Origin of the sequence: Conexibacter sp. DBS9H8 (genome assembly GCF_023330685.1) — a bacterium.
GTDB lineage: Bacteria > Actinomycetota > Thermoleophilia > Solirubrobacterales > Solirubrobacteraceae > Palsa-465.
In genome coordinates this window covers 3,452,349-3,464,648 of sequence record NZ_CP097128.1, presented here as the reverse complement: position 1 = coordinate 3,464,648, position 12,300 = coordinate 3,452,349, and the positions used below count along the sequence as shown (strand labels likewise).

At 69.7% G+C, this 12,300-nt stretch carries 10 protein-coding genes; 4 read left to right on the top strand and 6 right to left on the bottom strand.

The features are described 5' to 3' along the window. Positions 1–3 precede the first annotated feature (3 nt). Genes bioD through bioB form a run of 4 tightly spaced genes read right to left on the bottom strand, consistent with a single transcriptional unit; the run spans position 4 to position 4,293 of the window. Positions 4–681, bottom strand: a complete 678-nt coding sequence (gene bioD, locus M3M55_RS16615; protein WP_249010623.1) for a dethiobiotin synthase — start codon at positions 679–681, stop codon at positions 4–6. Beyond that, a complete protein-coding gene (locus M3M55_RS16610; protein ID WP_249010622.1) occupies positions 678–1,811 on the bottom strand; it encodes an 8-amino-7-oxononanoate synthase in 1,134 nt (377 codons plus the stop codon). The genes bioD and M3M55_RS16610 overlap by 4 nt, the downstream gene beginning before the upstream one ends. Beyond that, the gene (gene bioA, locus M3M55_RS16605) at positions 1,811–3,202 is read right to left on the bottom strand and encodes an adenosylmethionine--8-amino-7-oxononanoate transaminase (protein WP_249010621.1); all 1,392 of its coding nucleotides are present in this window, start codon (positions 3,200–3,202) and stop codon (positions 1,811–1,813) included. The genes M3M55_RS16610 and bioA overlap by 1 nt, the downstream gene beginning before the upstream one ends. After that, positions 3,199–4,293, bottom strand: coding sequence for a biotin synthase BioB (gene bioB / locus M3M55_RS16600; protein WP_249010620.1), 1,095 nt, complete (start codon positions 4,291–4,293; stop codon positions 3,199–3,201). Before bioB ends, bioA begins: the two co-directional genes overlap by 4 nt. Before the next feature lie 30 nt (positions 4,294–4,323). Between bioB and M3M55_RS16595 the strand changes: the two genes are divergently transcribed. The 4 genes from M3M55_RS16595 (at position 4,324) to M3M55_RS16580 (ending at position 9,189) form a co-directional block, all read left to right on the top strand. Beyond that, positions 4,324–4,875, top strand: coding sequence for a TetR/AcrR family transcriptional regulator (locus tag M3M55_RS16595; RefSeq protein WP_249010619.1), 552 nt, complete (start codon positions 4,324–4,326; stop codon positions 4,873–4,875). A 257-nt stretch (positions 4,876–5,132) separates the two neighbouring features. Then, positions 5,133–5,909 carry an electron transfer flavoprotein subunit beta/FixA family protein gene (locus tag M3M55_RS16590; protein ID WP_249010618.1) on the top strand — a complete coding sequence of 259 codons (777 nt, stop codon included), beginning with the start codon at positions 5,133–5,135 and terminating at the stop codon, positions 5,907–5,909. Further along, on the top strand, positions 5,906–6,862 hold the full coding sequence (locus M3M55_RS16585; RefSeq protein WP_249010617.1) for an electron transfer flavoprotein subunit alpha/FixB family protein: 957 nt from the start codon (positions 5,906–5,908) through the stop codon (positions 6,860–6,862). The genes M3M55_RS16590 and M3M55_RS16585 overlap by 4 nt, the downstream gene beginning before the upstream one ends. 5 nt (positions 6,863–6,867) lie before the next feature. Further along, entirely contained in the window at positions 6,868–9,189 is a 2,322-nt protein-coding gene (locus tag M3M55_RS16580) for a (Fe-S)-binding protein (RefSeq protein WP_249010616.1), read from the top strand. A 63-nt stretch (positions 9,190–9,252) separates the two neighbouring features. On the opposite strand, the gene M3M55_RS16575 is transcribed toward M3M55_RS16580, so the two are convergent. Together M3M55_RS16575 and M3M55_RS16570 are read right to left on the bottom strand one after the other, a co-directional pair. Next, positions 9,253–10,740, bottom strand: coding sequence for an NAD(P)/FAD-dependent oxidoreductase (locus M3M55_RS16575; protein ID WP_249010615.1), 1,488 nt, complete (start codon positions 10,738–10,740; stop codon positions 9,253–9,255). Beyond that, positions 10,733–12,265: an FAD-dependent oxidoreductase gene (locus M3M55_RS16570; RefSeq protein WP_249010614.1), complete on the bottom strand. Its 1,533-nt coding sequence runs from the start codon at positions 12,263–12,265 to the stop codon at positions 10,733–10,735. The genes M3M55_RS16575 and M3M55_RS16570 overlap by 8 nt, the downstream gene beginning before the upstream one ends. Positions 12,266–12,300: the final 35 nt, after the last annotated feature.

Below are 12,300 nucleotides of genomic sequence, written 5' to 3'. Positions count from 1 at the left end.
CGGCTACAGCACAATCGACTCCGCCGTAGCGGCCCGGAACTCCGCCGGGCTCAGGTCACCGGCCCCGGATGGAATCGCCCCGAGCAACGGCACACCGCAGCGTGAGAAATAATCCCGGTTGGAGAGCTCAGTCTCACTCGGTCGGGCGGGCCACGTGCCGATGATTAAGCCCGCCACGACACAGCCCCGGTTCCTAAGGGCCTCGAGGGTCAGCTCGGTGTGGTTGAGCGTCCCGAGCGTGGCGCGGCAGACGACGATGTAGGCGCTGTCGGGTACCGCGAGGTCGGCGAGGGTACCGCCGTTGTCGTCGAGGTGGACGAGCAGCCCGCCGGCACCCTCGACGAGGGTGATGTCGTGGTGGGTGGCCAATGCGGCGACCGTGGCGCGGTGCACACTCAACGGCACCAGGGCGACCCCCTCGCGCGCCGCGGCGGCCACCGGCGCCATCGGATACTGGAGGCGGATCCCCTCATGGACGGACTCGATGCCGCCGAGCCGGCGCACGACGTCGATGTCGCCGTCGCCATCCTCCAGACCCGCCTGGGTCGGCTTGTAGACGGCGACCGTGCGGCCCACGGCCGACAGCGCTGCGGCGAGCGCGGCGGTGGCGATCGTCTTGCCGACGCCGGTATCGGTGCCGGTGATGCACAGAACCGGCGGCAGGTTCACGCCGGGACTCATGCCGGAACCACGACCGCTGCGGCGAGGGCGGCGGCATCGGCGGCGAGACCGGGGTCGACGGTCGCTCGGGCGGTCAACCGCAGCCGTGAGATGCCGTCGGGGACGCTGGGGGGCCGGAAGCAGCCGACGATGATCCCGCTCTCCTGGAGACACCGGGCCGCGTTGAAGGCGACCTCGGGCTCGCCGACGCAGATCGACTGCACGGCACCGGCGGCCACCTCGATCCCGGCCGCCCGGGCGATCGCGGCCGCGACCTGATGGAGCGCGACGACCCGCTCGGGCTCGGCGGCGATGACCCGGCAGGCCTCCGCGGCCGCCGCCGCGGCCGCCGGGGCGAGGCCGGTGTCGAAGATGAAGCTGCGGGCCGTGTTGATGAGATGCTCCCGCAGCGCCGCGGACCCGAGAATCGCGCCGCCCTGGGAGCCGAGGGCCTTGGACAGAGTCGCGGTGACGATGACGTGATCGGCCCCGGCGAGGCCGGCCGCCCAGACCGCACCCCGGCCGGCGCCGGCCACCCCGATGCCGTGGGCCTCATCCACGACGAGCCAGGCGCCGTGCTGCGCACACAGCGCCGCCGTCGCGGCGAGGTCGCAGGCATCCCCAAGGACTGAGTAGATCGACTCGACGACGACGATCGCCCGGCTCTCCCGGCGACCGGCGAGCGCCTCGGCCAGCGCGGACAGATCGCCGTGCGGACAGATTGCCACCGGCGAGCGCGACAGCCGCGCCGCGTCGATCAGCGACGCGTGGATGTGGGCGTCGGTGATGAGCAGGGTGTCGGGATCCCCGAGGGCGGTGAGGACCGCCAGGTTCGCGGTGTAGCCGCTGGAGAAGACGAGGGCGGTCGGCGCGCCGGTGAGCGCACAGAGCTCGCCCTCGAGTTCCTCGTGGACGGCCATCGTCCCGGTGACGACCCGGGAGGCCCGAGCGGAGGTGCCGAAGCGGTCAAGGGCGCGGGCGGCGGCGGCGCGCAGTCGCGGGTCTCCGGCGAGTCCGAGGTAGTCGTTGGAGGCGAGGTCGATCAGGCCACCGTGGGTCTCGGGGTTGCGCGCAGAGTCGGTGCTTCGGACCCGCCCGAGCCGCTCACGCTCGGCCGCGGCGTCCGCGAGCCACTGTGCGAGGCGGTCCATCAGACGCCCGCCCGATCACTCTCAGACCCGTCGCCGTGCACGTCGGTGACGGCGGCGACCATCGCCGCGCCGATCGTCGCGATCTCCGCCCCCGAGCAGAGGTACGGGGGCATCGTGTAGACGAGGTCACGGAAGGGCCGCAGCCACACCCCGTGCTCGAGGGCGCGGCGGGTGACCGCGGCGACGTCAACGGGACCGTCGAGCTGGATCACCCCGGTCGCCCCGAGGACACGGACGTCCCTCACCGACCCGAGCTGGCGGGCGGGTGCGAGCGCCGCCGCGAGCTCACCCTCGATCGCCGTGACGCGGTCGAGACAGCCCTCGTCGAGCAGTGCGAGGGAGGCGAGGGCGACCGCGCAGGCGAGCGGGTTGGCCATGAAGGTCGGGCCGTGCAGGAGCGCCCGCTGCTCGGACGCGGTGATCGCCGCGGCGACTCCAGGACGACACAGCAGCGCGGCGAGGGTGAGATAGCCGCCGGTGAGCGCCTTGCCAACGCACATCACATCCGGCACCACCCCGGCCCAGTCGGCGCCCCAGAAGCGGCCCGTGCGCCCAAAGCCGGTGGCGATCTCATCGGCGATCAGCAGCAGACCGTGAACGTCCGCGATGCGTCGCAGCGCGAGCAGACACTCGGGCGCGTACATGAACATGCCCCCCGCCCCCTGGAGGACCGGCTCGACGATGATCGCGGCGACCTCATCGGCGTGCGCGCCGACGAGCGCCTCGGCCGCGGCGATCCAGCGCGCCACCGCTGCGTCATCGCGCGCGCCCAACCCGCCGGCAGCACCGGCGCTCCCGCCCGAGCCGCCGGCCCCACAGGCCGGCGGCCGCTCGAGGAACAGCTGCTCGGCCACCAGGCCCGGGAACAGCGCGTGCATCCCGTCGACGGGATCACAGACGCTCATCGCGCCGGTCGTGTCGCCGTGGTAGCCGCCGCGCAGCGCGACGAACCGTCGCCGCTGCGGTCGTCCGACCGCCGCCTGGTACTGGACGGCGAGCTTGAGGGCGACCTCGACCGAGACGGACCCGGAATCGGCGAAGAAGACGTGGGCGAGATCCCCGTGGGTGCGCTGGACGAGCGCCTCGGCGAGGGCGACCGCCGGCTGATGGGTGAGGCCGCCGAACATGACATGACTGAAGTGCGCCGTTTGGTTGTGGACGGCGGCATCGAGGACCGGGTGGCGGTAGCCGTGGATCGCACACCACCACGAGCTCATCCCGTCGATCGCCTCAAAGCGCGCGCCGTCCTCGGCGGTGAGGGAGAGACGGACCCCGGAGGCGCCCCCGACCGCATACGGGGCCGGACCGTCGAGGGGACCGTAAGGGTGCCAGACCAGTCCACGGTCGCGGGCCAGCAGCGCGGCGGCCCCGGCACCGGCCAGCGCGGTCATGCGTTCGGTGCGACCTCGGTGCCCGCGCCGCGGCGGCGCAGCGCCACCTTCGGCTGGCGCTCGGCTGGTCCGGTGAGCTCGCTCTCGGTGTGTCCGTGCTCCGTCTCGTGCCGCTCGGACAGCACTCGGAAGCCACCGTCGGCGATCATCGCGAGGTCGGCTTCGGCGGCCTGGCCCTCACTGGTGAGGTAGTCGCCGAGGAACAGCGAGTTGGCCAGATGCAGGGCGGGCGCCTGCAGCGAGCGCAGATGCAGCTCACGGCCGCCGGCCATGCGGATCTCCGTCGCGGGGCAGGTGAAGCGCGCGAGGGCGAGGATCCGCAGGCACTTCAGCGGGTTGAGCAGTCGGGTGCCCGCCAGTGGCGTGCCGTCAAAGGGCATCAGGAAGTTGACCGGAATCGAGTCCGAGCCGAGGGTCCGCAACGCGAAGATCGCGTCGATCAGCTCATCGTCGGACTCGCCCATGCCGACGATCACGCCCGAGCACGGGGAGAGGCCGGCGGACTTGGCCTTCTCCACCGTCCCAACCCGATCCGCGTAGGTGTGGGTTGAGCAGATCTCGCCGTAGCGTTCCTCGCTCGTGTTGAGGTTGTGGTTGTAGGCGTCGACCCCGGCCGCCTTGAGCTTCTCGGCCTGGCCCTCACGGAGGATGCCGAGACAGGCGCACACCTCGACGTGAGGGTTCTCGGCCTTGAGCTCATCCACCATCGTCGCGACACGCTCGACGTCATGGGCGCTCGGACCGCGGCCGGAGGCGACCATGCAGATCCGCGAGGCGCCGCCGCGGATCCCCGCCCGGGCCTGGTCGAGGGCCTCGTCTTGGGGCAGCCAGCGGTACGTGAGGACGTCGGCCTCCGAGCCGAGGCGCTGGGAGCAGTAGCTGCAGTCCTCAGGGCAGAGGCCCGACTTCAAGTTGACCAGATAGTTGACCTTGACCCAGTTGCCGAAGTACGCGCGGCGGAGCCGTCCGCCGGCGGCCACCAGCTCCATTACTTCGCGGTCGGGGGCGCTGAGGATCGCGCGCGCGTCATCGCGGCTCAAAGTGCCGCCGGTGAGCTGTTGCTCGGCTAGGTCAAACCAGTCTTTGAACACCGTTCAAAGACTACCGTTAGGGTGCCGGCCGTGTCGCTGGACCGCGCCCGTATCATCGCCGCCGCGTCCACTGCGCTGCGTGACCGCGGGCTCGCGGGCCTGTCGATGCGTACCCTGGCCCAGGACCTCGGGGTCCAACCCGGCGCGCTCTATCACTACGTCGCCTCCAAACAGGAGCTGCTGGTGGCGGTCGGGGAGCAGATCCTGGCCGACAGCGCCGCGGCGATCTCGACGGCCGATCCCGCCCAGGCCGCTCTGGACATCCGCGCCGCGCTGCTGCCGATCCGGGATGGAGCCGAGGTGCTCTCGTTCGTCCACGCATACAAGCCCGACGCCGTCGGCCCATTCCGAGACCTCCACCGCACGCTCGCACCGCCCCTGGACGAGCCCGCTGCCCGTCTCGTCGCCGAGGCGCTGATCCGCTACGTGCTCGGCTGGGTTGCGGTCGAGCAGAACCGTGCCGAGCTCGTCCGCGCTCGGATTCTCGACCCGGAAGCGGCCCGGCCAGCCTCGGCGGACACTGCGGCATTCCGCTTCGGCGTCGACGCGTTGCTTGGAGGCCTCAGCTCCCGAACCCGATGACGCCGGGGCCACGTACAGGGGCGCCGCGGTCGGGCTGGCCGGCCCCGGCGCCGGGGATCGCCTGCTCATGGAGCAAGCTACAAACGGGAGCGGGCGATCGGGGCAAGCTCCGGGTGGGGGCAATGCATACTTGGCCGGGTGAGCCCCGAAACACCTCGGCGGACGCTGACGCTGTTCCCTTTACGCCGCGCGGCAAAGTTCTCGTCTGTCGCGCTCGTCCGCAGAGTCGCCACCCCACGTCCACCGCTGGAGACACCATGAAAATCGTCGTACCGCTGAAGGTGGCCGCCTCACCGGATGAGTCCGCCAAGATCGAGGGCAACGCCCTGGATGAGTCCTCGCTGGAGTGGAACTTGAACGAATGGGACACTTTCAGCGTCGAAGCCGCGCTCCAGCTGTCCGAGGCCCATGGCGGTGAGGTGGTCGTCGTCAGCCTCGGTGGTGATGAGGTCGAGGATGGCCTGCTGACTGCTCTGGCCATGGGGGCGGACCGGGCCATTCAGATCAACGTCGAGGACGAGACTCACAAGCTCGACGCGATCTCTACCGCCCGGGTTCTCGCCAAGGCGGTGGAGTCTGAGTCGGCGGACCTCATCCTCTGCGGGGTGATGAGCTCCGACGGAGTCTCCGCCGGGGTCGGCACTGCACTGGCCGCGCTGCTTGACCTGCCCCGTGTCGCGGTGGTCAACCACATCGACTACTCCGACGGGCAGTTGAGCGTGCGGCGTGAACTCGAGGGCGGGCTGCTCGAGGAGATCTCCCTTGTCACACCAGCGCTGCTGACGATTCAGACGGGCATCAACGAGCCGCGTTATGCGAACCTCCGGGGCATCCGCGCCGCCAGTTCCAAGCCCCGCGAGGAGCTGACGATCGAGCGCCTGGGCCTGGATGAGGATGCCCTCGCTGACGGTTCGGCGACCGTCCAGGCTCTCGCTTTGCCGCCGGTGAGTGAGGGGGCAGAGATCCTTGAAGGAGACGCCCAAGACGTGGCGGCACGGATTGCACAGATCATCAAGTCAAAGGTGGGGTCATGAGTGGCGTCCTGGTCATTGCTGAGGCCCGTCAGGGAGCTCTGCGCGACATCAGCTTCGAGCTGATCACGGCAGCCCGAGAGATCTCGGCCGCCGGCTCGATCACGGTTGCGCTGATCGGCTCTGATCCCGGGCTCGCCGCACAGCTGAACGCGACCGGGGTCTCGGAGGTCATCACGATCGCCTCGCCGGTGGACCACTTCGAGCCTCATGTGAGTGCGGCGGCGGTCGGTCGGCTGGTGGACGAGCTTTCGCCCGCTGTGGTGCTCGCCGGGCACACGATCGATTCGCTCGGCTTCGGCGCGGCGGTCGCGGCGGTCAAGGACGCGGGCTTCGCTTCGGATGTGACCTCGCTGGCCTGGGATGGCGCCCTGACGGTTCAGCGCGGCCTCTACGGTGACAAGTTTCTTCAGACACTCACCTTTCCGGGCAAGGAGACCGTTGTCATCCTTGTGCGGCCGGGCACCTTCGGGGCGACTTCCCCCGGGAACGGGTCGGCGAACGTCCGTCCGGGTGCGGATGTCGACGCTTCTGCCGTCAGGTCCCGGCACACCGGCTACCGGGAGCCGGAGGTCGGTGATGTCGACATCACCAAGGCCGACTTCCTGCTGGCGATCGGCCGGGGGGCCGGCGCCGAGGACGAGTCAGATCTCGAGCCCTACTACGAGTTGGCTGAGAGGATCGGGGCGACGCTCGTCTCCTCCCGCCCCCTGGTCGACGCCGGCCTGGTTCCGTCCGCCCGTCAGGTCGGACAGTCCGGCAAGACGGTCGCCCCGAAGGTGTATCTCGCCCTCGGGGTCTCTGGCGCCGTTCAGCATCTGATCGGTATGCGCAAGGCCGACACGATCATCGCCGTGAACACGGACCCGTCCGCACCGATCTTCGGTGCCGCTCACTACGGCAGCCATGCGGACCTCAGCGACGTCGCCGATGCGCTCAAGGACGCCTTCTCCTAGCTCCGGTGCCCCTCACCTTGGCAGCGCTCTCCCCGGCGACCCAGAAGCTGATCGCCGCGGGTGAGACCCGGCAGGTGTTTGCCGGCTTTCCCCTCTGGCTTCACATCTTCTGGCTCGTGCTGGCCGCCCTCTCGGTGGTCGTCTTCTGCTACGGGGCGTCGCGGCCCCTGCTGCGATACCGGCGCGCGGCCCGCACGGGCCTGCCGTCGCGCGGAGAGTTCGCCGTAATGGCCGGACGGGGACTACGGTCGCTGCTGACACATCGGACGATCGGTAGCCGAGCGCGGGCTGCCGGGATCGCGCACGCCGCCGTCTTCTACGGGTGGCTGACCCTGTTTGCCGCCACCGTTGTGCTTGCCGTCGACACGGACTTCATGTCGCCGATCTTCGGCGTCGACTTCTTCACTGGCGGGTTTTACGAGTGGTATTCGCTGATCGTCGATCTGATGGCGACGGTCCTCACCGCCGGTCTCCTCTACCTGATGGTGCGGCGCGCGCTCGTCAAGCCCGCCCGCCTCGACTACCGGCGGCCCGACCGGGAGCCCGAGGATCCCGCCCAGCGTGACCGGCGTGTCTACCAGTGGGGAGACTGGTTCTTCGTCGGCGGGTTGCTCTACCTCATGGTCACGGGCTTCCTGCTCGCAGCCCTGCGGGTCGCGGCCACTCACCCGGCCCGCCAAGGCTTTGACCCGGTCACGTGGCTGATCGCCCAGATCTTCTGGAGCTGGAACCGTGGCCTGCTCGACACGCTGCACATGATCGTATGGTGGGCCCACGGCCTGGTGGCGATCTGGCTCGTCGCGGCGATCCCGTGGTCCAAGGCGGCCCACATGTTGACATCGTTCGCGTCCCTGATGCTCAGGGATCCGCTGGCCGGCAAACGTCTGCGCCCGATCGCGGATGAGTTGGCGGAGGCGCCGGCCGGCTACGGGATGTTGGGGGACATCTCGGCCCTCCATCTGCTTCAGCTCGACGCCTGCACCAAGTGCGGTCGCTGTCATGAGGCCTGTCCGGCGAATGCGACCGGCAAGCCGCTCTCACCGCGTGACGTCATCCTCGAACTGCGTGAGGATGCCCATGCGGTCGCCCCGGCCGGGTCCAGGGAGATCGATGCGATCAGCGGTGTACTCGGCGCGCTGCTGGCCACTGGCCGGCCAATTCATGGTGAGGGTGGGCTTGATCTGACCGCCACCGGGGCCGAGGACGTCGCCGAGCCCGAGACGCCGCTGGTCTGCGCTGACCGGATCCGTCAGGACACGGTCTGGGCGTGCATGCAGTGCAACGCCTGTGTGGAGGCATGCCCCGTCGGGATCGAGCAGGCGCCGATCATCAACCAGTTGCGCCGGCGCCTGGTGGAGGAGGGCGAGATGCCCGCCGAGCTGGCCAAGACGTTGCGGACGATCACCAAGAGCGGCAACTCCTTCGGGGAGAACAAGAAGCGGCGCGGCCGCTGGACCGATGCTCTGGAGTTTGAGATCACGGACGCGCGTCAGAAGCCAGTCGACGTGCTCTGGTTCGTGGGTGACTACGCGTCCTTTGACCCTCGATCCCAAACGGTGTCCCAGACGATCGCCCGCATCTACCGCGCCGCAGGCGTGGACTTCGGGATTCTCTACGACTCAGAGAAGAACGCCGGCAATGACGTCCGCCGGATCGGTGAAGAGGGGCTCTGGGAAGTTCTGGCCGAATCGAACATCGAGCAGATCAAAGAGACCCAGCATCGGCGGATCGTCACCTCCGACCCGCACTCACTCAACACGATCCGCAACGAATATCCGCTCAAGGGCGGCCAGTTCGATGTCTCCCATCACACGACATTTCTGCTCGAACTGTTCCAGACCGGCAAGCTTCAAGTCCAACGGCCGCTCGGATACAAAGTCACCTACCACGATCCCTGCTACCTGGGGCGCCACAATGGTGAGTACGACGCGCCGCGGGAACTGCTGGAGTACTTGGGCTGTGAACTGATCGAGATGCCACGCAACCGCTCCAACAGCTTCTGCTGCGGTGCCGGTGGCGGACGGATCTGGATCGCCGACGAACCCGGTGCCGCGCGGCCGTCGCACAACCGTATCCAGGAGGCCGTCGAGCTTGGACCGATCGATTATTTCGTCGTCGCCTGCCCCAAAGACGCCGCGATGTTCAGCGACGCAGTCAAATCCACCGGCAACGAAGACAAGTTCGCGGTCAAAGAGATCACCGAACTGATGGCAGAAGCGCTGTTCCCCGAACCAGGGGTGGCGGGAGCCCAGGTCGGCCCCGAGACCGGCCGCACCACCCCGGACATCGGTGAGGCAAACCCGCGGGCTCGAGATGGCTCTGACTGAAGGGCGGTGCCCGGCGCGTAGCTCCCGCTCACCGGAGTCAGCCATCGCAGGCGGCCGGAAGCGCTATGACACGACTTCGGCCGGAGTTGCCGCTCGGCCGAACCGCAGCGCCGGATCGGTCACCGGCGTGTCGATCAACCGCCTGCGGTCCGCCGCGTAGCTCATCGCGATCGTCCACGGCTCCTCGCTGCCCTGCTTGGGGAACTGGGCGACGCCGCGCTGGACGTAGCCGGCCTGGAAGTCGAGCAGGGGGCGCAACTGCAGGGGGCGATCCGGGACCGGGGTGAAGGTGTCGGTGCCGGTCGCGTCGAGGTGGTGGAGGAGGCGGCAGAGGTGCTCACAGACGAGGTCGACCTTGAGGGTCCAGGACGCGTTCGTGTACCCGATCGAGAAGGCGAAATTCGGGATGTTGCTCAGCAGCATCGCCCTGTAGGCGACCGTGTCGGCGGGGTCGACGGGGGTGCCGTCGACGCTGAGGCTGACGCCGCCGAACAGGAACACGTTGAGGCCGGTGGCGGCGACGACGATGTCAGCAGGCAGCAGCGAGCCGGACCTGAGGCGGATTCCGTCCGGGGTGAAGGTGTCGATCTGGTCGGTGACGATCGATGCGTCGCCGTGGCGCAGCGCCCGGAACAGGTCGCCGTCGGGGACGACGCAGAGCCGCTCATCCCACGGGTTGTACCGCGGCTTGAAGTGGACGTCGACGGGATAGTGCTTGGGCAGCTGGGCCTTCGTCTGGGCGCGGATGATCGTGCGCATCAGCGCGGGCTGGCGCTGGCAGAGGGTGTAGAAGATCGCCTGGCGTTTGATGTTGAGCGCCCGGGCGATCCGGAAGGCGCGCTGCTCGGACATCACCCGTTTGAGCCCGGCGATGATCGGGTCCTCACTCGGCAGGCTGATCACATACGTCGGCGAGCGCTGGAGCATCGTCACGTGCGCGGCGGTCTTGGCCATCGCCGGGACGAGGGTGACCGCGGTCGCCCCCGAGCCGATCACGACGACGCGCTTGCCCGCATAATCGAGGTCCTCGGGCCAGTGCTGGGGGTGCACGAGCGTGCCGGCGAACTCCTCGACGCCGGGGAACGGCGGGAGGTAGCCCTGCTCGTAGTTGTAGTAGCCGGTGGCGGCGAAGAGAACCGAGCAGGTGAGCTCGAGCTCCTCCCCGTCGCGGTGGCGGACCTGGACGGTCCAGCGGGCCCGGTCGCTGTCGAAGTTCGCGCCCAGCACCTGGTAGCCGAAGTGCATCTCCTCGCTGAGGTTGTACTCGGCGACCGTCTCGCGCAGGTAGTCGAGGATCTCATCGGCGGGGGCGATCACCCGCTCCCGGGTCCACGGCTTGAACTGATAGCCGAAGGTCTGCAGGTCCGAGTCCGAGCGGATGCCCGGGTAGCGAAACAGGTCCCAGGTGCCGCCGATGCCGTCCCGGGACTCGAGGATGGCAAACGTCTTCTCCGGCGCCTCCCGGCGCAGGTGACAGCCACAGCCGATGCCGGAGATCCCGGCACCGACGATCAGCACGTCGACGTGGGCGGGTGGGGTCACATCACGCATGCCTTGAGCTCCTCACCGGCGCCGACATCGGCGCCCTCTCTCGATTATCTCCGTTCGGGGCGACCGGGACGCCGGTGCTGCCCCCCGGCTGCCGTCCGCCGAGCCGGCCGGCGTTGTGGTCCTCGATCAGCGAGCGGACCGTCTCCTGGGCGTCGGAGCGGTTCGTTCCGAGGAACCCGCTCGGTCCGCGCTTGATCCAACCGGTGACGTAGGTGCCGGGCAGCGGCGCGCCGGTCGTCGGGTCGATCACCCGCCCGGCGGCGTGGGGGACCGTGTGGGATTCGGGGTCAAAGGGCAGCCCGGGCACCGGCACGGCGCGGTAGCCGATCGACGTGAGCGCAAGCCGGGCCGGGACCGTCTCGGTCACCCCGTCCGGGGTCGAGAAGACGACAGCACCGAGGTGAGGGCCACCCTCGGGCCCGGCGAGGAACCGCTCGGGCGTGAGCCCGAAGCGCAGGCGCACCCGGCGGCGCCCGGCCCGGACCGCCGCGGGCAGGCGCTCGAGCCACTCGAGCTTCGTCCCCGCCACGTCAACGTCCGGATCGAGGCACAGCTCGACGCCCGGGGCGCTGGCGAGCCCGAGCAGCTCGGGCAGAGTGAAGGCCGCCGCCTCCGGACCGCGCCGGCTCGTGACGATCACCTCCTCCAACTCACTCGCGGCCAGCGCCGCGAGCGCCGCCGGGGCGATGTCGGTCTCGGCGAGCCGGTCCGGCTCGGTCGTGAGGATCCGGGCGACGTCGAGGCCGACGTTCCCGTTGCCGATCACCACCGCGCGCGGGCCCGAGAGATCGAAGGTGGCGTCGCCGGCGTCGGGGTGACCGTTGTAGAAGGCGACCAACCGCGTCGCCGAGCTCACCCCGAGGAGGTCGGCGCCCGGAAGGGTGAGCGGGCGATCCGCCGCCGCCCCGACCGCGTAGATGACCGCGTCAAAGCGCCCGAGCAGCTCATCCCGGGTGACGTCGGTGCCGACGTCAACTCCGAGCTCGAAGGAGAGCCCGCGGGAGCGGCGGATCTGGGCGAACTGGGTGGAGATCCGCCGGGTACGCCGGTGGTCGGGGGCGACCCCGAAGCGGGCGAGCCCATAGGGTTCCGAGAGCCGCTCGAACACGGTCACCCGGGCCCCCGGGACGGTGAGGATCTCATCCGCCGCATACAGCCCGGCCGGCCCCGAGCCGACGACCGCGACGCTCGGCGGCGGGGCGCTGGCGCGCACCTGCAGGCGGGCGGGCGGGCGGGCGAGCAGCGGCCGGTCGACGACCCCGGCTTGGGCCCGGCGGACGTGGTAGAGCCGGTTGATCTCCAGGAACGGGATCTCCGCTTCCGTGAGGGCCCGTTCAGGTTTGATCGCCTCCACCGGACAGGCGCTGACGCAGGCGCCGCAGTCAACGCAGGTCGTCGGGTCGACACAGAGCATCTCCGCGGTGAGGAAGTCCGGGTCATCCGGGGTCGGCTGGATGCAGTTGACCGGACAGGCATACGTGCAGGAGGCGTCACTGCAGCAGGACTGGGTGATGACGTGGGGCATCGTCGGGCGTCGGGCGTCGGGCGTCTGGGGGAGAG